The sequence below is a fragment of the Streptomyces sp. NPDC040610 genome, assembly GCF_055594065.1.
On the sequence record NZ_JBVIXA010000020.1, the window covers coordinates 37,415 to 59,868 of the forward strand.

General features: G+C 73.7%; 16 protein-coding genes. 10 read left to right on the forward strand and 6 right to left on the reverse strand.

Features of this window, described 5'->3' with window-relative positions:
* Window positions 1–2 precede the first annotated feature (2 nt).
* From ACZ6AA_RS38605 to ACZ6AA_RS38640, 8 genes are read left to right on the forward strand one after another with little or no spacing between them, the layout of a single operon-like run.
* Window positions 3–1,061 carry a hypothetical protein gene (locus tag ACZ6AA_RS38605; protein ID WP_468455276.1) on the forward strand — a complete coding sequence of 353 codons (1,059 nt, stop codon included), beginning with the start codon at window positions 3–5 and terminating at the stop codon, window positions 1,059–1,061.
* Window positions 1,058–1,738, forward strand: coding sequence for a 4Fe-4S single cluster domain-containing protein (locus ACZ6AA_RS38610; protein WP_471463134.1), 681 nt, complete (start codon window positions 1,058–1,060; stop codon window positions 1,736–1,738). The genes ACZ6AA_RS38605 and ACZ6AA_RS38610 overlap by 4 nt, the downstream gene beginning before the upstream one ends.
* Window positions 1,735–3,141 carry a hypothetical protein gene (locus tag ACZ6AA_RS38615; RefSeq protein ID WP_471463136.1) on the forward strand — a complete coding sequence of 469 codons (1,407 nt, stop codon included), beginning with the start codon at window positions 1,735–1,737 and terminating at the stop codon, window positions 3,139–3,141. Before ACZ6AA_RS38610 ends, ACZ6AA_RS38615 begins: the two co-directional genes overlap by 4 nt.
* Complete coding sequence (locus ACZ6AA_RS38620) at window positions 3,138–5,294, forward strand: AAA family ATPase (RefSeq protein WP_471463137.1); 2,157 nt, start codon at window positions 3,138–3,140, stop codon at window positions 5,292–5,294. The genes ACZ6AA_RS38615 and ACZ6AA_RS38620 overlap by 4 nt, the downstream gene beginning before the upstream one ends.
* Window positions 5,295–5,298: 4 nt before the next feature.
* Complete coding sequence (locus ACZ6AA_RS38625) at window positions 5,299–6,885, forward strand: Hsp70 family protein (RefSeq protein ID WP_471463138.1); 1,587 nt, start codon at window positions 5,299–5,301, stop codon at window positions 6,883–6,885.
* A complete protein-coding gene (locus tag ACZ6AA_RS38630) occupies window positions 6,886–8,073 on the forward strand; it encodes a TRAFAC clade GTPase domain-containing protein (protein WP_468455267.1) in 1,188 nt (395 codons plus the stop codon).
* Complete coding sequence (locus tag ACZ6AA_RS38635) at window positions 8,070–10,511, forward strand: GTPase-associated protein 1-related protein (protein ID WP_468455265.1); 2,442 nt, start codon at window positions 8,070–8,072, stop codon at window positions 10,509–10,511. Before ACZ6AA_RS38630 ends, ACZ6AA_RS38635 begins: the two co-directional genes overlap by 4 nt.
* Before the next feature lie 7 nt (window positions 10,512–10,518).
* Entirely contained in the window at window positions 10,519–12,063 is a 1,545-nt protein-coding gene (locus ACZ6AA_RS38640) for a TRAFAC clade GTPase domain-containing protein (RefSeq protein ID WP_471463140.1), read from the forward strand.
* A gap of 151 nt (window positions 12,064–12,214) precedes the next feature.
* On the opposite strand, the gene ACZ6AA_RS38645 is transcribed toward ACZ6AA_RS38640, so the two are convergent.
* A complete protein-coding gene (locus ACZ6AA_RS38645; RefSeq protein ID WP_471463142.1) occupies window positions 12,215–13,387 on the reverse strand; it encodes a cytochrome P450 in 1,173 nt (390 codons plus the stop codon).
* A gap of 242 nt (window positions 13,388–13,629) precedes the next feature.
* Window positions 13,630–15,657: a thioester reductase domain-containing protein gene (locus ACZ6AA_RS38650; protein ID WP_471463144.1), complete on the reverse strand. Its 2,028-nt coding sequence runs from the start codon at window positions 15,655–15,657 to the stop codon at window positions 13,630–13,632.
* A 369-nt stretch (window positions 15,658–16,026) separates the two neighbouring features.
* Between ACZ6AA_RS38650 and ACZ6AA_RS38655 the strand changes: the two genes are divergently transcribed.
* Both ACZ6AA_RS38655 and ACZ6AA_RS38660 read left to right on the forward strand, forming a co-directional pair.
* A complete protein-coding gene (locus tag ACZ6AA_RS38655; RefSeq protein WP_471463146.1) occupies window positions 16,027–16,440 on the forward strand; it encodes a polysaccharide deacetylase family protein in 414 nt (137 codons plus the stop codon).
* Entirely contained in the window at window positions 16,437–16,625 is a 189-nt protein-coding gene (locus ACZ6AA_RS38660) for a hypothetical protein (protein ID WP_468455256.1), read from the forward strand. Before ACZ6AA_RS38655 ends, ACZ6AA_RS38660 begins: the two co-directional genes overlap by 4 nt.
* Window positions 16,626–16,643: 18 nt before the next feature.
* Here the strand turns inward: ACZ6AA_RS38660 and ACZ6AA_RS38665 are convergent, their stop codons facing one another.
* The 4 genes from ACZ6AA_RS38665 to ACZ6AA_RS38680 form a co-directional block, all read right to left on the reverse strand.
* Window positions 16,644–17,837, reverse strand: coding sequence for an FAD-dependent monooxygenase (locus ACZ6AA_RS38665; RefSeq protein WP_471463148.1), 1,194 nt, complete (start codon window positions 17,835–17,837; stop codon window positions 16,644–16,646).
* A gap of 183 nt (window positions 17,838–18,020) precedes the next feature.
* On the reverse strand, window positions 18,021–19,133 hold the full coding sequence (locus ACZ6AA_RS38670) for an NAD(P)/FAD-dependent oxidoreductase (RefSeq protein WP_471463150.1): 1,113 nt from the start codon (window positions 19,131–19,133) through the stop codon (window positions 18,021–18,023).
* A gap of 104 nt (window positions 19,134–19,237) precedes the next feature.
* Complete coding sequence (locus ACZ6AA_RS38675; RefSeq protein ID WP_468455250.1) at window positions 19,238–20,353, reverse strand: LCP family protein; 1,116 nt, start codon at window positions 20,351–20,353, stop codon at window positions 19,238–19,240.
* The gene (locus ACZ6AA_RS38680; protein WP_468455248.1) at window positions 20,350–22,410 is read right to left on the reverse strand and encodes a bifunctional polysaccharide deacetylase/glycosyltransferase family 2 protein; all 2,061 of its coding nucleotides are present in this window, start codon (window positions 22,408–22,410) and stop codon (window positions 20,350–20,352) included. Before ACZ6AA_RS38680 ends, ACZ6AA_RS38675 begins: the two co-directional genes overlap by 4 nt.
* Window positions 22,411–22,454 lie beyond the last annotated feature (44 nt).

The following is a 22,454-nucleotide window of genomic DNA, read 5'->3' on the forward strand; positions in this document are numbered from 1 at the left end:
GCGTGGGACTGACAGTGGTGTCCGGCCACGGACACACATGGCGCCTCACCGAGCAGATCGGCAGCGGCTCGGAGGGGTTCGTGTACGGCGTCGACGACGCCCGCCCCCTCGTGGCGAAGCTCGTCCCCGACCCGCCCGACCCCGAGGCCTACCGGCGCCGCGTCGCCCGCCTGGTGCGCCAGCGCCGCGAACCCCGCACCGTCGGCCTGCTCTCCGGCACCCCCGTGCGCCTCGCCTGGCCGCTGGTCCCGGTGCGCACGGCCGACAGCGCCGCCGCGGATCGCGTCGACGGCTACGTGATGCCCGACATGCGGCACGCCTACCAGCCGTTCAGCCATCTCCTCAGCGCCTCCGCCCGGCGCGCCTTCCTGCCCCTGGCGACCTGGGCGACCGCCCTGCGCGCCGCCCTCGCCCTCGCCCGGCTCCTCGGCGAACTGCACGCCGAGGGCTATGTGGTGGGCGACCTCAAGACCGACAACCTGTGGGTCGGCGAGAGCGGCCGGGTCGGCATGGCGGACGTCGACTCCTGGCAGTTCACGGACGGCCGCGAGCTGTTCCCCGGCCGGATGCGCACCCCCGGCTACACGGCCCCCGAACGCCTCGGCGCGGCCACCGGCACGCCGCCGGACACCGCGTCCGACGACTTCGCCCTGGCCGTCCTGGTGCACCAACTGCTCCTGGCCGGGCTGCACCCCTTCGCCGGTCACCCGGCGGACGGCGGCGACTACCGGTCGTACGACGACAACGTCCTCCACGGCCGCTGCCGGATCGTGGACCGCGGGTCGGTGCTGCTGCCCCGCTCCGTGCCGCCCGCCGACCTGCTGCCGAGGCGGCTCGTGGAGCTGTTCCGGACGGCGTTCACGGACGCGGCCCGCCGCCCGACGGCGGTCGTGTGGGCCGAGGCGCTCGCGGCCGAACTGGCCCCCGGCCGACTGCGCGTGTGCGCGGTGAACGCCCGCCACGTCCACACCGTGGAACGGCCGTGGTGCCCGTGGTGCGACCAGGCCGAGCAGGGCTCCGACAGCTACCCCGACCCCGACAAGCCGCAGGAGGAAGCGTGACACCCCTCCCCCACCCACGGCTCGGCCCACGCGAGGGGACACAGATATCCGTCGCCCGGACGCTGGACCGCTGCACGGTCCTCGGCCCCGGCAGCCGGGCGGTCGTCTGGGTGCAGGGCTGCCCGCTGCGCTGTCAGGGCTGCGTGGCGGCGGAGACCCTGCCCTTCGAGGGCGGCACCAGCCACACGGTGGCCGAACTCGCCCACTGGCTCTGCCACTTGGACGACATCGAGGGTGTCACCTTCTCCGGCGGCGAGCCGTTCAGTCAGGCCGGGGCCCTGGCCGAGCTGCTCGACGCGGTACGGGAGCGGCGGCCCGACTTCGGCGCGATGGCGTACTCCGGCTTCCGGCACGAGGCGCTGCGGCGCGGCGGGCCGGACGGGCTCGCCCTGCTGGAGCGGCTCGACCTGCTGGTCGACGGGCCCTACGTGGCGGCGCGGCACGGCAGTCTGCGCTGGCGCGGTTCGGACAACCAGCGGCTGATCCCGCTCACCGACCGCTACGCCCGGAGCCTGGCCGAGCCGGACACGACCGCCGGGGTCGAACTGTCCGTGGCATCGGACGGATCGCTCTCCTGGGCCGGGGTGCCGCCGACTCCCGGATTCCGGAGAAGACTTGAGGACCGGCTCGCGGCGCGGGGGTTCGTGCTGCACACCGAGGCACGGAGGGAACGATGAGCGGATCACCGAAGTACAGCAGCGTCCGTATCGGCGTGCTGTACGCCCAACGCGAGGCGGCCGAGCGCCAGCGCCGGGCCGAGGAGCGCCGGGCCAGGGAACGCAAGCGTGCCGCCCAGCGGGCCCAGCTGGCGGCCCGGCGAGCCGAACTGGCCCGCAGGGACGCCGAGTTGGCCGACCGACGGGAGGCCGAGCGCGGCGCCCGGCTTGCCCGCGCCCGGGCGGAGCAGAACCGGGCCGACGAACGCGGCCTCGACGAGGTGCGGCAGCTCATCGAGGAGGCGCAGCGGTCCGGGGCTCGGGCCGATGTCGCCTCACTGGAGAGGGAGTTGGCCGAGCTGCGGGGGCGGGTCGCCCGTGGGGAGCAGGTCGGGGACGCGGTGGAGCGCCTGCGCGGCCGGGTCGTGAGCCTGCGCCCGACAGCGGCCGACGGCCCTGCGGACGACCCCGCGGCCGTCCTCGCCGACCTGGAGCGCGGGTTCGCCGCGACCGGCCCGGACGGCGCCGCCCTCGACGCGGACGGGCACAGGCGCTGCACGGAGCTGCTCGACCAGCTGCGCGCGGCCGCCGGTCCGGACCGGCAGGTCCGTTTCGACGCCCTGCTCGGCACGGTCGAGCACGCCATCGCCCGGCATGCGGCGACGGTCGCGGAGGCACGGGCGGCCGCCGAACGGGACGCCCGGGCGGAGCGGGAGCGGGAGGCGGTGGAGCAGGAACGCGAGGTGGCGGAGCGGCAGCGCGCCGAGGCCGCCGCATCCGCCGCGGCGGCCCTGGAGCTGGCCCTCGCCGAGGCCGCCGAGCGGCTCGACGTCGTGCGCCCGGCGGCCCAGGGCGTCCTCGACACCGCCGACGAACTCGGCGATCCCGGCCTCGCCGACGAGATCGGGGACGCCCTGCGCGCCGCCACCGAGGCGCTGACCGCGCGTTCGGCGACCGGGGCCCTGACGGCCGTGGCCGAGCTGGAGGGCCGACTCCCCGAAGCCGAGCGCCGCCTGGACGAGCTGGAGCTGGCGTATCAGCGGAGCCGGGACCTGGTGGCGGCGCTCCGGGACGCGATGACCGGCGAAGGGTTCGCCTTCGAGGGCGGTGCGGACGAGGGCGGCAGCTTCCGGCTGCACTTCACGCGGCCGACCGGGGCGACGTACGAGACCACGGTCGGCGTCGGCGACGACGGCACGCCCGTCCTCGTCTACCGCGTGGAGGGCGAGCCGGACGTGACGCTGCACGCCCCGCGCGACGAGGCGGTGTGCGACACCACCGAGGCGCTCCTGGAGCGGGTGCACGAGGCGCTGGGCGGCGACGACGGCTTCGTACCGGGCGAGCTGACCTGGGACGGCAAGCCGCCGGGCCGACGCGCCAAACCGCTGCCCCGGGACACCTCCTGGAGGTGGACGGCCCCGTGAGCGCGCTCGACTTCAGCAAGGACGACGGCGGTGCGGGGCCCGTCACCGCCGACGGCATGATGCCCCTGTGGGCGGTATCGCTCGGCTGGGAGCTGCGGCGCGGCCGTCAGGTGGTCATCAGCGGGCAGATCCGGGATCGCTGGTGGTTCGAGGACCGGCCCGCCTCCTTCCGTGAGCTGGTCGCCGGAGTGCTCGAAGTGCGCGGCGCCGACGTGGTGGGCTGGTGGGACCCGGTGGCCGGGCTCACCTTCCCGCTGCCGGGCCACGCGGAACGCTTCGCCGAACTGGCGGCGAACCGGCCGGGCGGCGCCGCGAGGAACGAGGAACCGGGCACGCCCGGGGGCGACCGGCGGGCCGACGCGCGCGCAGGCGAGGACGACCGGCGGCCCAACTCTCGTACAGCCGGGGCCGGCCGACAGCCATCCGGGGGCGACCGGCAGCGGACCGACTCGGACACACCTGTCGGCCACCGGCAGCCAGCCGACTCGGCCGCCCCCGAGGACGACCGGCCACGGGCCGACCCGCGCACCCAGCGCGGCGTCGAACGCCGCCGGGACCGGTCCAGCCTGCTCGCCCCGCGCCAGGCCGCCCCGCCGCGCTCCTTCGACGACGCCGTCGCCGTCGCGCACCGGCTCGCCGCCTCCCCCGACGCGGCCACGGCCTTCGTCTTCCAGGACGTCGACCACCATCTCCCGCCCGGCCAGCCCGAGTCGAACGCCGGTTACCTCCGACTGCGCGCCGCGATGACGGACGCCGTGCCCGCGCGCTCGGCCCTGGCGGGACGCCGCCCGCACGCCCGCAACGCCGTCCTGTGCGCGGTGGGCGACGTCGGCCGGCTGCCCGGCTGGTTCCACCTGGAGGACCCCCGGATCGCCACCCTGCACGTCGGCCCGCCGGACCCGAGCGAGCGCCGCCTGTGGCTGAGCTGGCTGCGCGGTGACTTCAACGGCGCACCGGACGCCACCCGGCACGACCTGGAGGCCCTCGTCGGCGCGACCGACGGCATGCGCGGCTGGGACATCGACGCGCTCGCCCGGACCTCGTGGCTGCGCGACGCGCCCGTACAGAAACCGGACAAGCTCCTGGAGCTGCACCGGCTCAACGTGAGCGTCGACCCCTGGACCCAGCTGGACCGGGAGACCGTCGCCCGGGCCGCCGACGCCCTCGGGGATCGGGTGGTCGGCCAGTCCACGGCCGTCGACGCGGTGGCCGCCGCGCTCCAAGCCGCCTTCGTGGGCGTCGACTTCGGCGGCTCCGGCACCGCGCGGCCCCGGGGCGCCTTCTTCTTCGTCGGCCCGACCGGCGTCGGCAAGACCGAACTCGCCAAGGCGGTCGCCGAGTTGATGTTCGGCGACCAGAGCGCGTACGCACGCTTCGACATGAGCGAGTACCAGCAGGAACACGCGGCCGAGCGGCTCGCGGGCGCGCCGCCCGGCTACATCGGCCACGAGCAGGGCGGCGAGCTGACCCGCCGCGTCCAGGAACGGCCGTTCAGCGTGCTTCTCTTCGACGAGATCGAGAAGGCGCACCCGCGGGTCCTGGACAAGTTCCTTCAGATCCTGGAGGACGGCCGCCTCACCGACGGCCGCGGCCAGACCGCGTACTTCTCCCAGTGCCTGATCATCTTCACCTCCAACACCGGCGCGGACGCGGTCCAGGGCCTGTTGTCCGACGGCGACGAGGACGTGCCGTACGCGACCCTGGAGGCGCACTTCACCCGGGCCGTCGAGGAGAAGTTCCGGGCGATCGGGCGACCGGAGATCTACGGTCGGCTCAAGCCGGGCGTGGTCGTCTTCGACATGCTGCGCCGCGAGCACATCGTGCGGATCGCCGACCGGCTGCTCGGCCAGCTCACCGAGTCCGTCCGCGAACGCCACCAGGTCGAGCTCGTCCCCGACCCGGACAGCCTGCACCCCTGGATCACCGAGCGGATGAGCGACCCGGAGCACCAGGCGTACGGCGGCCGCCAGATCCGCAACGAGCTGGAGCGGCTGCGGGCCGCCGTGGTCACCCACTTCCTGGCCCGCCGCCCGACCCCGGGCAGCCGGATCCGACTCGGCGTCGACGCCGGCGGCACGCCGTGGGTCAGGGCCGAGGAACCGCCGCCCAAGGCCGAGGAACCGCCGGTCAGGGCCGAGGAAGGGAACGGCTGATCACATGCTCGGCATCGCCATCGGTCCCCGCCTCGCCCGCGTCGGCCGACTCGGCCCGGAGGGCCGCCCCACCGTGACGGTGACGGACCTGTCCGGAGTGGACGCAGTCGCCGACCCCGCCGCCGCACTGACCGCGCTCGGCGCCGGAGCCACGGACGAGGAGGCGGTCGTCGCCCTGCCCGCGTCCGCCGACCGCCAGGCCGAGGCCCGGCTGCGACGCGCCGCCGAGGACGTCGGCCTGCGCGTCAGCAGGATCGTCCCGGAGCCGGTCGCGGCGGCCCTGCACTACGGCGCGATAGCCGAGGGCGTGCACCGCACGGTCCTGGTGGCCGACCAGACCGGGACAGCGGTGGACCTCACGGTCCTCGCCATCACCCCGGACCTGACGGTGCGCGTCGTCACCACGCGCACGGAACAACTGGCCGACGACCACGCCCTGGCGGCGCTGGCCCGGGAACTGGCGACCGCCGCCCCGGACGCCGTACTCCTCTCCGGTGACCTGTACACCACGCCCGCCCGCCGCACGGACATCGAGAGCCTCCCCGAGGCCCAGGGCCTCACGGTCCGCTGCCGTACACCTGAACTGGCCGTCGTGCACGGTCTGTTGCTCCTGGAGGACTTCGGCCTCCTGCGCGTCGCCACCGGCCCGGCACCGGCGAGCACCGGCTTCCCCCCTCCCCTGGAGGACCCGGAACCGGGAGTCTGGCCCACGCCGGCGGAAGACCCCGAACCACACAGCATCCCACCCGTGAACGCGCTGAAGGGCCGCGAGGACCTCCCACCGGCCGACAGCGAACCGACGGTCTCCCAGGGGCGCGGGGAACTGCGCGACCAGCCCCCACCACCCCGCAGCCAACCACAAACCGAAACCACCCCCGACCCAACCCCGGCCCCACCCTCAGAAGCCGCAGCCGAACCCCCACCCCAACCGCCCCCGTCCCCGGAGGCGCCCCGCCGGCGTTCCGTCCCCGTGACCCAACTCCAGGCCATCCGCCGCGACGACCACCTCCTGGTCCTCTGGGCCTGGCCCGACGCCGCCCTGACCGCCCGGGTCCGCTGGCGCCGTGAGGACGTGACCGCCGTCGGCGACGGCCCCCGCGACGGCGACATCCGCTGTCAGCGCCGGGTCTACGAACACGACGGCGGCCTGGACCTCCGCCTGGGCCGTGGCGCCGTCACCCTCACCGTCGAGGCCCAGGTCCCCGCCCCCGGCGTCGACACCGAGGGCGCCGCCTCGCTGCGGATCCCGGCCGAACCGCCCATCGTCGAGTACGAACCCACCCTGCGCCGCCGCCTCAACGGCACCCGCGTCGCGACCGTCACCTTCACCACCCGCACCGGCTGCGACCTCCCCACGGTCCGGGTCGTGCACGGCCTCGGCCGCTACCGCCCCACCAGCACGGCCGAGGGCGCCGTCCTGCACGAGGTCCCCGCCCAACGCCTGCCCGCCGGTGCCCCGCTCGTCGTGAAGTTCCCCTTCCCGAGCACCCGGGGCCCCTCCTGGCTCGTCTGCTTCCCGGCGGACGCCCCCGGCCCCGACTCCGACATCGACCTGCGCCCCACGGCGCTGCACCGGCTGCGAGTGACTTGAATGGCCAGACGACTCACCTGCCCCTACTGCTACGAGGCTTTCGCCCCGCGCGAGATCCGGTTCCGCTGCACCGGTCGGCTCAGCCGCACCGGCAAGCAGTGCCAGCAGCGCCGCGACCCGGTGCTCGACGAACGCTTCGGCAGGCGCCCGAGCCACGACGTGGGCCCGGACTTCGCCGCCGACGGCCGCAAGTCGACGGCGGTGTGCCCGGACTGCGACGGCGAGACGAACTACCGCGTGTGCCCGGTCTGCCACGTCAACCTGCCCGTGCAGTTCGGGATGGTGGAGAACCGGCTGATCGCGATGGTGGGCGCGCGCTCCTCCGGCAAGACGATCTTTATGACCGTGCTCCTGCACGAGATGCGCAACCAGGTCGGCGAGGCCTACGAGGCCTCGCTGATGGGCCTGGACGACACCACCATGCGCCGCTACAGCTCGGACTACGAGGACCGGCTCTACCGCGACCGGCAGATGTTCCCGCCGACCCAGACCGCGACGACCAACGCCAACCGCGTGGACCCACTGGTGTTCAGGTTCGGCCTGCGCCGCAAGGTGCTCTTCAGGAAGCGGCCGCGGCACAGCGTGCTCTCGTTCTTCGACACGGCGGGCGAGGACTTCAACAGCCGCGAGAGCGTGGAGCTGAACACCCGCTATCTGACGAACGCGGACGGCATCGTCCTGCTGCTCGACCCGCTGCAGATGCCGGGCGCCCGGGACAACGCGGCACCCGGGACGGCCCTGCCGGGCACCGACGGCATCGACCCGCCGATCAACGTACTGAGCCGGGTGAGCGGCATGCTGCTCGCCGCACAGGGCGGCAAGGCGGCGAAGATCAACACCCCGATCGCGGTGGTCTTCTCGAAGATGGACGCCTTCTGGCACCTGCTGGAGAGCGGCAGCCCGCTGCGCTCGCACGCGCCCGCGCGCGGCCGCTTCGACGTCGGCGACAGCCTCAGCGTCCACGAGGAGGTGCGCCAGCTGCTCAAGCAGTGGGACGGCGTGCCCATCGACCAGTCGCTGGAGAACACCTTCGCCCGCTACCGCTACTTCGGCGTCTCCGCGCTGGGCCGCAGCGCCACCCCCGAGGCCCGGGTCGCCGCCACCGGCATCCAGCCCTACCGCGTCGCGGACCCGCTGCTGTGGCTGCTGAGCGAGTTCGGTTCGGTGCCGAAGGCGGGCCGCGGATGAGCGGCTTCCAGCAGCTCTACTACACCTCCTGCGAGCACGGGCTCAGCGGTTCGTCCGGCTTCCAGTTCAACGCGGTCAGCGAGCAGGTCTCGGCCGAGACCCGGCACCGCGTGGAGAGCCTCGCCGGGTACGAACCGCCGCGCTCCCTGCTGGAGTCGGACGCCCCGGAGCTGCTGGCCCGCTGCCCCGTGAACCTGTGCCACACCCGGGACCGCCGGGGCGGCGCCACCACCCTGTGCGTGCGGTACGTCGGCCGGGACTCGGCGCGGCGCTTCGGCAACTACTTCGCCCACGCCCTGCACACCGAGGGCGACGGCGCGCGAGGCGGCGGGCCGCTCCCCATCGAGCTGTGGGACTCCCCGGTGTGGACCACCCGGGTCGCCGACAGCACCGAGATCCCGGAGCTGCCCGCGCCCCTGCCGCGCGGCCCGCTGTCCCCGCGCTCGGCGCACGCGTTCCTTCGCGCGCACCCGGGTGCCGGGCAACTCCCCGCCCTGCTCGCGGCGGTGTTCACGGCGCTCGCGGAGGACGGCTCGGTCGTCGTGGTCGACGAGACGACGGACCGGATCGCCCACTGGTTCGCGGCCGTCTCCTACCTCCTGCCGCCCCCGCTGGCCCGCACCCTCACCTTCGCCACCTATCTCCTGCGGCCCACCCGCAGCCGACTGCACCTGATCGGCACGGTGCCCGAGGCGCAGCCCGGCTTCGGGCCCGACGACGAGGAGTCGTACACCGTCTTCGACTTCCCTTCGGGCCGCTTCCCCGACGTGGTGCCGACCCACCATCTGATCCACCTGCTGACCCGGATCGGCGTCGGCTCGATCCGCTCGGTGTGGTCCTGGTCGGCCGAGTACACGCACGGCCAGGAGCGGGCGCTCGGCGACTGGCACGCCCCGGTGGCGGCGGCCGCGGCCGCGGGCGGCATCGAGTTGACCGACGCCGACGTCCGCGCGGTGATCGACTGGCTGCCCGACGCCGGTCATCTCGGGCCGCGCCGGGCGGCGGTGGCGGCGGACATCCACCACCGGCACCGGGACCTGGACGACGACCAGCTCGCGCGGCTGAGCGCGGCCGCCGACGCGGGCGGCGACACGGCGCTGCACCAGGAGTTGGAGGGCAAGCTCCACCAGTCCCGGATCCGCGCCTACATGACCTGCGTGGAGAACGCGCGGGGCCCGGTGCCGATCACCCGTCCCGCCGAGGCGCGGCGGGCCACGGACCTGTGGCAGCGGCTGCTCGACGAGGCCACCACCAGCCGTCAGCGGGTACGGCTGCTGCTGTGGGCGGTGGGCGCGCGGCTCGCCCCGGCACCGGAGCTGCTCGCGGCCCAGAGCCTGGACCTGGCCCGCGCCCTGCTCGGCTCCAGCGACGCGGGCCGCGGACTGCGCGAGGAGTGTGCCCGCCTCGTGAACGCCCTCCCGGAGTTCAGGGCGGCGCTGACGACGGCGGTGCAGGAGGTCCTGGACGAGCGGGGCGGTCAGGAGCAGTTGTTCACCCAGTTCCCCGCCGATCTGCTGGTCGAGCGGGACCTCGGCGGGCGCAAGCGGCTCCTTGAGCACTACTGGGTGGCGCAGGCCGAGCGGCAGCCCGCCCGCACGATCGAGCTGCTGTTCCAGATCCTGGCGGCGCGCGAGGAGGCCTCGCCGGACGCGGAGCTGCTGCGGGGGCTGTGGCGACAGCCGTCGCCGACCTGGACGCACGAGGAGGCCATCGAGATCGCCCACCGGCTGCCGTCGGACGAGCCGGTGACCGAGGCGGTCGGAGAGTGGTTCGACCGCGCGGTGAAGCAGAAGATCCGCGACGAGCGGGCCCTGCGGGCCTGCCTGGACCTGTGCGACACGCTCTCCGCGCCCGGCCGCTACGCCTGGCTGCGGCCCGTCACCCAGGAGTGCGTGCAGGTCACCCTCCGGTTGGACGCGACCCTGCGCGAGGCCACCGAGGCCACCGCGCTGGCCCGCGCGTTCCGGATCCCGCAGATCGACCTCTGGGCGGCGCCCCTGGCCCTGAAGCGCCACCGCCTCGTCCCCGCCATGCTGCCGCTGCCCGCCGACCCGGCACGGCTGCGCACGGAGATCGGGGAGTTCGGTTACACCCTGGCCGACGGCTATCTGCGCGCCGTGCAGAAGGCCGCGGTCGCCTCGGGCCGCCCCGACGAGGTGCTGTTCAGCCATGTCACCGGAGTGGTCGCGATCAACGACGCACGCGCCCGACTGCCGCACGCGCAGCTGGAACTCGTCCGGGCGCTGCGCCACCACATCGCCCTGCACTGGCCGACCGCGGAGCTGGACCGCCTGGCCCGCGCGATCCGCCCCTACGACACAGGGCTCGCCGACACCTATCAGGAGTACGCCGAGAACCGCCTGGGCCGTGTGAAGAAGTGGAGCCGCAGGTTCACCCAGCGGCGCTCGTCGGACGCCCCCGGGCCGGAAGAGGGGTGATTCCTGGATGGACGAGATCCTGACCTTCATCGTCATCCCCGCGCTCTACCTGGTCCTGCTGCTGCTCTACCTGTTCGTCGTTCCGCTGATCGCGGTGCTGCGCGGGGCCGCGCTGGTCAGTGAGATGCTGTGGCGCTACGTCCAGTTGCTGCATGGCGTGCTGCGTCTGCGCACCCCCGAGTTCGTGACGATCCCGCCGTACCGCCCCGCCGACGAACTGGCCCACCGCAACTACTTCTTCGGCCCCGCCGTCCGCGATCTGCGTCAACTCCTCACCCAGGGCAGGCGGTTGTTCGTCCGCTCGGTCAACGACTCCTACCGCCGGGTGACCGACCACCAGTTCACCGCGCCGACCGTGCACCGGGCCGTCTCGATCCCGTACGGCCTGACCCTCTATCTGGGCCTCGGCCTCGGCGCCGCCTTCACGCTGCCGCTGTGGGGCGTGCTCTTCGGCGTCCAGGCGCTCGTCGTGGGCCTGCTGACCGTGGGTGCCCGGCTGACCGCGCTCACCCTGCGGGCCGCCGACCGTGCGGTGATGGGCCTGCGCGGGCTGCCGCGGGGCATGCTGTGCCCGAGCTGCTTCGAGCGCGTCCCCCACCCGGCGTACGACTGCCCCGGCACGACCTGTCGGCGGCGGCACGCGGACATCCGCCCGGGCACCTTCGGCCTCTTCCGGCGCCGGTGCGCCTGCGGCGATCGGATGCCGACCCTGCTGCTGTTCATGAGCCGGGGCGCCCGCCTCGGCGGTTTCTGCGTGCACGAGCACTGCGGCAAGCCGATGAACCCGGACGCCGGGCACATGCCCGAGCTGATCCTGCCGCTGGTCGGCGGCCGGGCGGCGGGCAAGACGCAGCTGATGGCGGCGATGGTGAAGTCGCTGGAGGACGCGGCGGCGAACGGCGGCCGGGCGGTCCGGCTCGCCGACCCCGAGTCGACCGCGAACCAGCGGGTCCTGAACGAGGTCCTGGAGATCCAGGGCCACACCCGCCCCACACAGAAGGCACTGCCCCGGGCTCATTCGTTCGTGCTCGGCGACGGCCGCGCCGAGCGCCTTGTGCACCTCTTCGACACGGCCGGTGAGCGGTTCGTGAACCGCGAGGAGACCGACGCGCTGCGCTACGTCCGCGACGCCCGCACCTTCGTCTTCGTCCTCGACCCGATGGCTGTCGACGCGTTCTGGACGCGCCTCGCCCCGGAGGGCCCGAAGGTGGACCGCACGCTGGCCTCGACGGTCGACCCGGAGGATGTGTTCTCGCCGTCGGTGCAGACGATCGGCACCATGGGCACCCGTCTGGGCAAGGCTCGGCTCGCCGTCGCCGTCAGCAAGCGGGATCTGCTGGCCGGTCAGCCCGCGCTGCTGCCCGACCGCCCGGACGACAGCGACGCCGTCCGGGAGTGGCTGTGCGAGCGGCTGGGGTTGTGGAATCTGGTGAAGGCGATGGGCCTGGAGTTCGGCGAGGTCCGGTTCTTCTGCACGGCGGCGGTGGCGGACGAGCAGGGGCGCGTGGACCCCAGCATCGCGGTGTTCGTCGAGTGGTGTCTGGGCGGCTGAGCGGGCGCCCCGCGGGCGTGGGGGGCGTCGCCCGGGTGGCCCGGACGTCTGGGCGACGTCCGGGCCGGTGGTGGCACTGTCAAAGTCAGTACCAGTACCAGCGGCGGGCCGGCTGGTTGGTGAAGATGCGACGCATCGCGGCCATTGCTGTTCACCTCCCTCCTGTGTCGTGTCCGGTGTCGTCCTCGGCAGGTGGCTTCGGGGTGCGGCGGAGCGTGAACGGCCGTGGGACGTTGCCCTCGGCCATGGTCGGGCGGGTGTCGCCGCCCGTGACGGTCAGGTGCGTGTCGCGGGACAGGGCGGTCAGCGACTCGGTGATCAGCGTGTGCGCGACCGCCGCACCGGCGCAGGTGAAGGGGCCCGCGCCGAAGGGGATGTAGGGGCCGTGCCGCGCGGTCGTTCCGGCCCAGCGTTCGGGCAGGAACGCGTCGGGGTCGGTCCAGTGGTGGGCGTCGTGGTGCAGCAGGTACGGGCTGACGGACACGAGGTCGCCCGCTTCGAAGGCGGTGCCGCCGAGCTTGACGGCGTCGGGGAGGACACGGCCGAGCATCCAGGCCATCGGGCGGTGCCTCAGCGCTTCGCGCACGATGTCGTCGGCGGGCCACGGCCAGGGCGAGGCCGCCTGGTGGTGCAGACAGGCGAGGAGCACCGACCAGGCCAGCGAGGCGCTGAGGGGGGCCAGGACCGCCCGGAACATCATCAGTTGCAGCTCGGCCACGGTCCGGTCGTCCGTCTTCTCGGACGGGCACGCGCCGAGTACGGCGTCCAGCACGTCCCGCGGCTCGCTCACCGGGTCCGCCCTGCGCTGTCCCACTTCCTCGGTGAGGGCGGCGACCAGCTGGGGGCGCAGCACCTCCGCCCGGGCCCGCTGCCACACGTGCGGCGCGCGGACCGCTACGCCGCCGAGCGCGGCCCGGCGCATCAACTTGCGTGTACGGGCCGGGGTTTCGGGGTGCAGCAGGAGGTCCTCAAGGCCCCGGTGGACCAGCCGCGTCCCGGCGTCGGGCCAGCGGCCGACAGACGGGAGGTCGGCCACCGCCCCGGTCAGGGCGGCGCGGTAGTGCGGGACGCCTGCCCGGATCAGGTCGCGTACCGCGTGGCCGACCTCGATCTGCGCGCCGCGGGTGGGCAGCAGTTCGCCGAAGAAGCCGGACCTGCCCGTGTTGTACTCCGGGCCGCGCAGCAACGTTTGTGCCAGCTCCGCGTCGCTGACGCACCAGCCACCCTGGGGAAGCGGGATCAGACCCGTCGTACTGCGCCGACGGAGGTCTTCGAGGTATTCGAGTGGGTCCTGCCGAAACCGGCGCCTGTCCCCCCTGCGCATCCAGTCACCCCCTGGCGAGCCTCTTGGCGCCGGATGCCGAGCCGCGTGGGCCGAGTCGCGCGTCGACAGCGTGCCGCCCACGGGATGCCCGCCCCAGGAACCAGAAAACCGAACCCTCGGCACTGTCACTCCAACGAGTCATACAGGTATGCCTATCGGCCATTCGACCCGCGAGTCCGCGCCAGCAGCGCATGCGGCGAGGAGGAGCGGAGGGCAGGGTTCCGACCGGGCAGCGCCTCCGCTCACGCCCCGCCACCTCGGTCGATCTCCCCGACCTCCTCCAGATGCCGCCAGAAGTCCTGGATCATCCGCGCGTCAACCTCGGGGAAGGTCACGCCGATCCGCTCCAGGGCAGCCAGCGTCCGCTCGTTGCGCCATGTGTCGCACGGCAGGTCCGCCGTGTCCCCGGGGCCGTCCTCGAACTGCCGGAACACCTCCAGGTACGGCAGGAACGGCAGGTCGCGCCCGGCCTCGCCCGCCTTCCTGAGGCGGCGCAGCCACACGCCGAGGCCCACCGGCTCCGACCGGCCGCCGCGCCGCTCGTCGAGCACCCGCAGGAACGCGCCCACGCCGGTCCGCCGGGGGTGGTGCAGATGGTGCACGACGGCAGGGTCCGGGCCGTCGGCGGTGCGGGCGAGGGCCACCAGGGCGCGGGCCGCGACGTCGACGGGCAGCAGCTCGGCCCGCAGCGCCGCGTCCCGCGGATAGCAGCCCAGGGCGGCGCAGCTGGCCAGGAGGCGGCAGAACATGTCGTCCGGGTTGATGGCGCCCCGCTCCGACTCGGCCCAGATCCGCCCGAGCCGGTACACGCGGGCCGACGCGCCGCGGGCGACGGCGTCCTGCACCATCACGTCGGCCACCCACTTGCTCGCCCCGTAGCCGTCGGCGGACAGGTGCCGGGCCCGCGCGACCGGCGAGTCCTCGGTGAGCAGCCGAGCGGCGTCCGCAGCGCCGAAGACGCCCAGCGTGGAGACGTGGTGGAAGCGCTTGGGCCTGCCCTCGGCCGCGAACCGCAGCAGGGTCCGGGTGCCTCCCACGTTCGCCGCCTTCAGACGCTCGTACGACGACAAGTGGTGGACGTGCGCGCCCGCGTGGACGATCGTGTCGACCTCGGTCCGCAGCCGCCCCCAGTGGGCCGCGTCGACGCCGAGGCCCTCGCGCGCGAGGTCGCCGAGCACGATGTGCACGCGCGCGGAGCCGATGTCCGGGTCGATGCCGTAGGAGTCGAGGACGGCGTGCAGACGGGCCCGCCCGGCCCGCTCCGTCTCCGCGCGCACCAGGCAGTGCACCTCGGCGTCGGTCCGGGTGCGGAGCTCGCGCAGCAGGAAGGCGCCGACGAACCCGGTGGCGCCGGTGAGCAGCACCTGGCGCGGGGGTGCGCCGAAGCCTCCGGCGTCCGGGAAGCGCAGGCCCGGGGTGAGCCGTGCCTCGGAGCACGGCACCACGGCGGGGGCGTCCGTCGCGCGGCCCGCCGCCGAGTCCGCGACGATCCCGGCGAGGTCGCCCGGCCGTGAGCCGGTGAGGAAGTCCCGCAGCGCGACGCACACGCCGAACTCGGCGTCCACGCGGGCCAGCAGCCGCACGCTCAGCAGCGAGTGGCCGCCCAGTGCGAAGAAGTCGTCGTCGACGCCGACCCGTGCCACGCCGAGGACCTCCGCGAACAGGGCGCACAGCGTCCCCTCGGCCGCGGTGCGCGGGGCCCGGTAAGCGGCGCCGCCGGTGGGGTCGGGCGCGGGCAGGGCGGCGCGGTCCAGCTTGCCGTTGGGGGCGAGCGGGATCCGCTCCAGGACCGCGCAGGCCGACGGGACCATGAAGTCGGGCAGCTTGCCGGACGCGTACGCGCGCAGCGCCCCGGCATCGACGCCCGCACCCGTCACGTACGCCACGAGTTGCTTCCCCGTGGGCGTGTCCCGGGCGACGACGGCCGCCTGCTGGACATCGGGGTGGGCAGTGAGGGCCGCCTCGACCTCGCCGGGTTCGACGCGGAAGCCGCGGATCTTGATCTGGGTGTCGGCGCGGCCCGCGTACTCCAGGTGCCCGTCGTCGTTCCAGCGGGCGAGGTCGCCGGTGCGGTACAGGCGGGAGCCGGGCGGGCCGAACGGGTCGGCGACGAACCGCTGGGCGGTCAGGCCCGCTTGGCCGAGGTAGCCGCGGGCCAGCTGCCCCGCGATGTACAACTCACCGACGACACCCGTCGGAAGCGGCGTCAGCCAGGGGCTGAGGATGTAGGCGCGCATGTGGGGCAGCGGGCTGCCGATGGGTGTGCTCATGGCTCCGGTCCGGTCGGGGATGCGGAAGAGGGCGTACGGGGACTCCGTCCGGTCGTGGGCGTGGACGAGTGCGGCGGCGCGGGGAGGCGTGGCTGTGCCGGGCCCGCACCCGCCCGTCCCCGACGAGCGGTGAGCGTCCCGTCGCTGAGAGAAGTCAACGGACCCGCGGCGCCCCGTGTCCAGGCGTACGCGCCCAGTGGCGTCGCGCACGCACCCAACTCTCCGACGGCGGAGCCGCATTGAGGCGTCCTGGTGGCGGGACACCAGGATGTCCACGGCACTGCCCTCTCAGAGGCACTGCCGGGACCACACGGTTGCGCGGCATGGCATGCGGCAGCGGCAGGGCCCGCTCCCGCAGACTCGCGAGCCATGGACTCCACACGACGGGCCGTCCTCGCAGGCCTATTGGCGACCGCAGGCCTCGTGCCCCTTGCGGCAGGACGGGCCACGGCGGCACGCCCGCGCCCGCCCGCCGCACTCCTTGGCAGGGAGATCCGCCGACTGCCCACGGCACGCGAGGCGGTGGCGCTGACCTTCAACGCGGCGTGGGACGACAGCGGCGTCGACGTCGTCCTGGCCGAGCTGCGGCGCCGACACCTGGCGGCGACGTTCTTCCCCACCGGGAGGTACGCCGAGGCCCACCCCTCGGCGGTGCGGGCCATGGGCGCCGAGCACGGCCTCGGCAACCACTCCTACAGCCACCCGTACTTCGACGGCCTGAGCGCCGCCGAACGCGAGCGGGAGGTGCTCCGCGCCGACGCGGCGATCCGGGCCGCGGCATGACCGTGGAGCGGGTGGTCGAGCGGGTCGTCGCCGCCCTCGCACCCGGCGCGATCATCCAGATGCACGTGGGCAGCAGCACTGGCGGGGTCGTGCTCGACGCCCAGGCGCTGCCCCGGATCCTCGACGCGATCGGGGCGGCGGGCTACGGGGTCGTGGACCTGCGGGAGTTCCTGGTGCCGCAGTAGCGCCGCTCCGTCCGCCGCCTACGCCCAGGGCGCCGCGACGTCGGCGTTCTTCGCCCGCATGTCTTTGCTGTCGAGCAGCTTTCTGCACACCGCCTTGCCGAGGCCGGGCGCGCGCATCAGGCGGCTCAGCCCGGCACGCACGATCAGCTCCTTGCGGTCCAGCGGGGTGAACATCCGCCGCCCGGAGACCAGTGCGCTGTCCTGCTGGGTGCGGATGAACGGCCGCATCCGCGCCTCCCAGGCCCCGAGCGCGGCGGGCACGTCGCCCCGGTGGCGCTGAAGCATGGTGCCGAGCAGTTCCCCACCGGCGATGCCGCTGGAGACCCCCATGCCCGAGTACAGGGTCATGCACCAGGCGGCGTCACCGACCAGGACGACCCGGCCGCGGTGCCAGCTGGGCATGCGCACCTGCTGCACCGAGTCGAACAGGGCGTCATGCGCCTGCTCGTAGCGGGCCAGCAGGCCTTCCAGGAGCGGACCGGTCGGCTCGGGTCCGAACGCGGCGCGGATGGACTGGATCGGGGGACGGCTGAACTCGGCGTCGACGTCTCGGGTGCGGCACGAGAACAGCAGGCTCGGTGCCCGGTCGGCGAAGGGGAAAGCCCAGGCCGAGCGTCCCGGCTCGGCGAGGATGAGGCCCTCGGACAGGCCGAATCCGTCGACCGGCCCGTCCAGGAGGGTGACGCCGATCATGTAGTTCAGCGGGTGCAGATACCGCCGGGGGCCGAAGGCCAGCCCTCGCACCGTGGAGCGCATGCCGTCCGCGCCCACCACCAGGTCGAAGCGCTCGTCGACGGTGGTGTCGGCCGCGGTGTCGTGCAGCGTGACCCGTACGCCGGACTCGTCCTGGTCGACGCGGGTGGGCACGGTGGCGTAGCGGATCTCCACGTCGTCCGGCAGCGCCGCGAACAACCCTTGTTCCACATCGCCGCGCAGCAGGGGGCGAGGGCCTCCCTCCAGGGATCCCAGGTTCACTCGGGGGCGGCGGTTGCCGCTCCGGTCGACGTCGTACAGAGCGATCCGCGGGCCGCCCCGGTCGCCGATCCGCTCCAGCACGCCGAGCCGTCGCGCCGAGGCGACTCCCGAGCCGAACAGCGCGATGTAGTACCCGCCCGACCGCCGGGCGGACGCCCGCTCGACCACGACGGGATCCCAACCGACCTGCCGCAGCCGTACGGCGGTGGCGATGCCCGCGATCCCGAGACCGACCACGAGCGCCCGGCCTCCTTCGCGTGGATGCGGCACACGCGAACACGACATGGCAGACCCCTTTCATGTGTCACATTTCATGCGTCACGGTTCATGCGTCATGAACTCGGTTTCATGGACTTGGTGTCACGGACTTGGTGTCACGGACTCGCTCGGGAATCCGTGGCGTCCCGTGCTACGGGGCGATCAGTTCGCCCCGCGCAACCAGGCGATGGTGGCGGTACGAGCCCCGTACTTCGCCCCCAAGGTCGCGCCTTCCTTGACCACGACCGCGGAACGGCCCGCGAGATACTGCCGCCGTGCGCTGTCGTCGCGCCGGGACAGCTGGATCACGGCGTCCCGGCGGCCGAGGGCGAGCCCCGTGCCGAAGTACCCCATGGAGTACGGCGTGAGCCTGCGGCCCTTGATCACGCGGGCCAGCGTGTCGGCGGCGTGGGCGCCCTGCGGTCCCGCGGTCTGGCAGGCGGCCCGGGAGCCGGGCACGGCGGCGCAGTCGCCCACCACGAAGATCCGCGGATCGCTCACACTGCGCAGATGCTCGTCGACGACGGCGCGGCCCCGCTCGTCGACCTCCAGGCCGCTGCGCCCGGCCAGGTCGGGGATGCTGCCGAGAACGGCCCACAGCGTCAGATCGGAACTGACGGCTCCGCCCGAGCCCGCCGCCCCCAGTCGCAGCCGCTGCCCGTCAGCCCCGTCCTCCCCCTGCCCCCGCAGCACTTCCGTCACGGTGTCCTCGATCACCGAGACCCCCAGCCGTTCGAGACCGGCGCGTACACGACGCCGGGCGCCGTCGGAGAAGGTGGCCGCGAGCCGGTTTCCCACCAGGCGCACGCCCAGGTCGGGCCGCCCCTCGGCGATCTCGGCGGCCGTCTCGATGCCGGTCGCTCCCGTACCGACGACCGTCACCGTGGCGCCCCGGGGAAGCTGCGCGAGCGCCGCGCGGGCGTACTCCGCGCCCTCCCACGTCCCCACCGGAACCGTGCCCGGCAGCGGCGACACCGTGGATCCCACGGCCAGCACCAGATAGTCGAAGTCGACGAACTCCCCGGTGTCCAGGGTCACACCGCCGTCCCCGACCTTCTCCACGGCCGCCAGCCGCGCCGCGACGCCGACCCGCAGCATCCGTGCGAGCGGCGTCGCGACCTTCCCGGTTCCGGCGACGTGCTGGTGCAGCCGCACCCGCTCGACGAAGTCCGCCCGCGGATTGATCACGGTGATCTCCACCCCCGGCACCTTCTTGGCCAGCCGGTTCGCCGCCAGTGTCCCGGCGTATCCGGCGCCTGCCACGACAATCTTCATGAGTACCTCCTGCGTCGAACGGGGCCACAGCGGGCTGATGACCGCGGTCTCATGCAGTACGACGAGGTACCCCCTCGAATCGTGAGGCGGCGCCCCCTGGAGGGTCAGCCCGGCGGGCGGGCCCTCTCCCGCTCGCGCTCCCGGGACGTCTCCCCCGTCTCCGTCACCGGCCGGTCGTGCCGCAGGTCGGCGAAGAGGCGGGCCGACCGCTCGGGGTCCCACTTCAGTACGTTGCCCTTGGGCGTGGGGACGCCGATGCCCGACACGGGGACGTTGATCTGCTTGCCCCGGCCGCCCGCGACGCCCTGCACGGCGCGGAACATCGTGGCGAGGTCGGGCAGGCTCATGTCCTTGTCGACGATGAGGGTGTCGAGCCCGGCCTGGAGGGCGGGTCCGATCTCCGTGGGGTCGAAGAGCGTGTCGGGGCGGGCGGCCTGGTGGGCGAGGGTCGACAGGAACTTCTGCTGGTTCTTGGAGCGGCCCAGATCGCCCTCCCTCTCCTGGTGCCGCTGGCGTACGAAGGCGAGTGCCTGCCTGCCGTTCAGGGTCTGGCAGCCCTTGCGCAGGTCGGCGCCCGACTTCTTGTCCTTGATGTCCCGGTCCAGGCACATCCGTACGCCTCCGATGGCGTCGACGATGTTCACGAACCCGGCGAAGCCGATCTCCGCGTAGTGGTCGATGCGCAGGCCGGTGTTCTTCTCGACGGTGTGGGCCAGGAGTTCGGGGCCGCCGTAGGCGAAGGCGGCGTTCAGCTTGTCGCCCTCGGGGCGCTTCGTCTTGCCGGTGAGGGTGTCGAGGCGGCCGGGCACGGTGACCCAGGAGTCGCGCGGCAGGCTGACCATGCTGGTGCCGTGTGCCCCGGTGTGGAGCAGCATCATCGAGTCGGTGCGGCGCCCGCCGCCCCCGCCCGCGTGCAGGTCCCGCACATCGCCCTCGGAGAGCCCGTCGCGGCTGTCGGAGCCCACGATGAGGTAGTTGGTGCCCTTGCCGGGCGGCGGCCGGTCCCCGTAGGCGCCGAGGTCGACGTCGCGCCGGAGCCGGGTCTCGGCCCAGCCGTACGCGCCTCCCGCCACGACGGCCACGACCGCCAGCAGGACGAGCAGCGCCCTCCGCAGCCTCCTGCGCTTCACCTTCGACTGCCGGGCGTGGGCGCGCCGGGGACCGTAGTGGGAGCTGGGGCGCTCGGCGAACCGCTCACGCGCGGCAAGCGGATCTGTCATGGTCGACTCCCTTGCAGGCTCTGCCGCGCCTCTTCGGGCGGCGCGGGCGCGTCGAGCAGATACGGGTCGGCGGTCCCGGCGCGCTTCATGTTGTGCCACTTCAGGCGGGTGCCGAGCAGGGCCGTGGTGACGGAGTGGATGACCACCAGGTACATCAACTGCCGGTAGACGAACTGCTGGAGCGGAAGCACCCACAGCACGCGCAGCCGTTCCCGGTCGAGCCGCAGCGCGTACGCGGCGGTGACCAGCTGGACGGACAGGAACCCGAACCAGACGAGGGCGGCCTCCACGGGGTCGCGGAACAGCGCCCCGAACAGCGCGAACATGTCGACGACCGGCGCGCACAGCGGAAGCACGATCTGGAACAGCGTGACGTAGAGCAGCACCCGACGGCCGAAGCGTCCGGCGGGGCCGACCTCCACGACCGCGCGCCGGTGCTTCCACATCGACTGAAGGGTGCCGTAGCACCAGCGGTAGCGCTGGCGCCACAACTGCCGCAGGGTGCCGGGCACTTCGGTCCAGGCGACCGCCGACTGCTCGTAGACGACCCGCCAACCGGCCCGCCAGAGCGCCATCGTGAGGTCGGTGTCCTCGGCGAGGGTCTCGTCGCTGACCCCGCCGACGCCCATCAGCGCGTCCCTGCGGAAGGCGCCGATCGCCCCCGGCACCGTCGGCATGCACTCCAGGACCTCGAACATGCGCCGGTCGAGGTTGAAGCCGAGTACGTACTCCAGGTGCTGCCACTTGCCCATCAGGCTGCGCCGGTTGCCGACCTTCGTGTTGCCGCTGACCGCGCCGACCGCCGGGTGGGCGAGCGGCTGGACGAGCCGGGCCAGGGCCTCGGGTTCGAAGATGGTGTCCGCGTCGACCATGACGACGATGTCGTACCGGGCGTGCGCCAGGCCGGTGTTGAGGGCGCTGGGCTTGCCGCCGTTGGGCTGCCGGATCACCGTCACGCGCGGGTCGGCGTCGGCGATGGACTCGGCGATGTCGGCGGTGGCGTCGGTGGAGCCGTCGTCGATCACGATGATCTGGAAGTGCGGGTGGGTGGAGGCGAGCAGCGAGTACACGGTGGAGGCGATACCGGCCTCCTCGTTGTACGCGGGCACGAGCACCGTCACCGGGTCCCGCACCTCGCGAAGGCGTGGCGCGCCGGGCCGGTACCGGTGCAGCCTGCGCACGTGGAGCCGGGCGAACACCGCGAACAGGACCATCCGCAGGACGCCGAGGGTGCCCGCGAGGGTCAGCGTCCACACCATCACGGTGAGGAAGGCCTGCCCGAGCTTCTTCGACCAGATCAGGCCCGCGCCCTTGACCTCGTCGGCGACCGGGACCCCGTTGACGAAGGAGGGCCGTCCGAGCCCGCCGCTGATGGTGGTGAACCGCCGCACTCGGCGGTCCTTCAGCAGGTCCTCCGCCTCGCGGTAGCCCAGGTCCGTCTGGCTGTGCTGCGACACAAGGCCCCGCCACGGCTTGCGGTCCTTGTAGTCCGACGCGACCACGAGGTACCCCTGCTCCGCCGCGCGCTTCGCCGCGGGCCACTGGGGGCCGCAGAGCGTGTCCGCGGCCGTGGTGTGCGGCAGCCGCAGCAGGGTGGTGTTGACTCCTGCCGCGCCCGCGAGCGCGGTCTGGGTGAGAGACAGTTCGAGGCGGGCGCGCAGCGGCGAGGCGACGCCGAGGTCGCCGCCGCTGTAGGTGTACGAGCCGATCTCGTGCCCCTCGTACAGGATCCGCCGCATCAGCTTCGGGTGCCGGGCCGCGTCCTTGCCGTAGACGAAGAAGGTCGCCCGCGCCTGGTGTCTGCGCAGCAGGTCGAGCAGGCGCGGCGTCCACACCGGGTCGGGCCCGCCGTCGAAGGTGAGCGCGACGGTCCCCGGTGGCATGGAAGCGGTGGTGACGCCCTTGGGGCCGAAGCGCAGCAGCGGCTTCCCGTCGTCCGCCTCGCGCGGGATCGGCCGGGTGCACGGCGGCTTGGTGCGGGCGGCGTCGACCTGGTGGGTCGTCCAGCCTTCGAAGAGGAGGGTGACGGCGACCACGAGGAGGACCAGGAGGAGCACGAGCCAGTGTCCGCGCGGCGGGCGGCGGACAGCGGCGCCGCGCC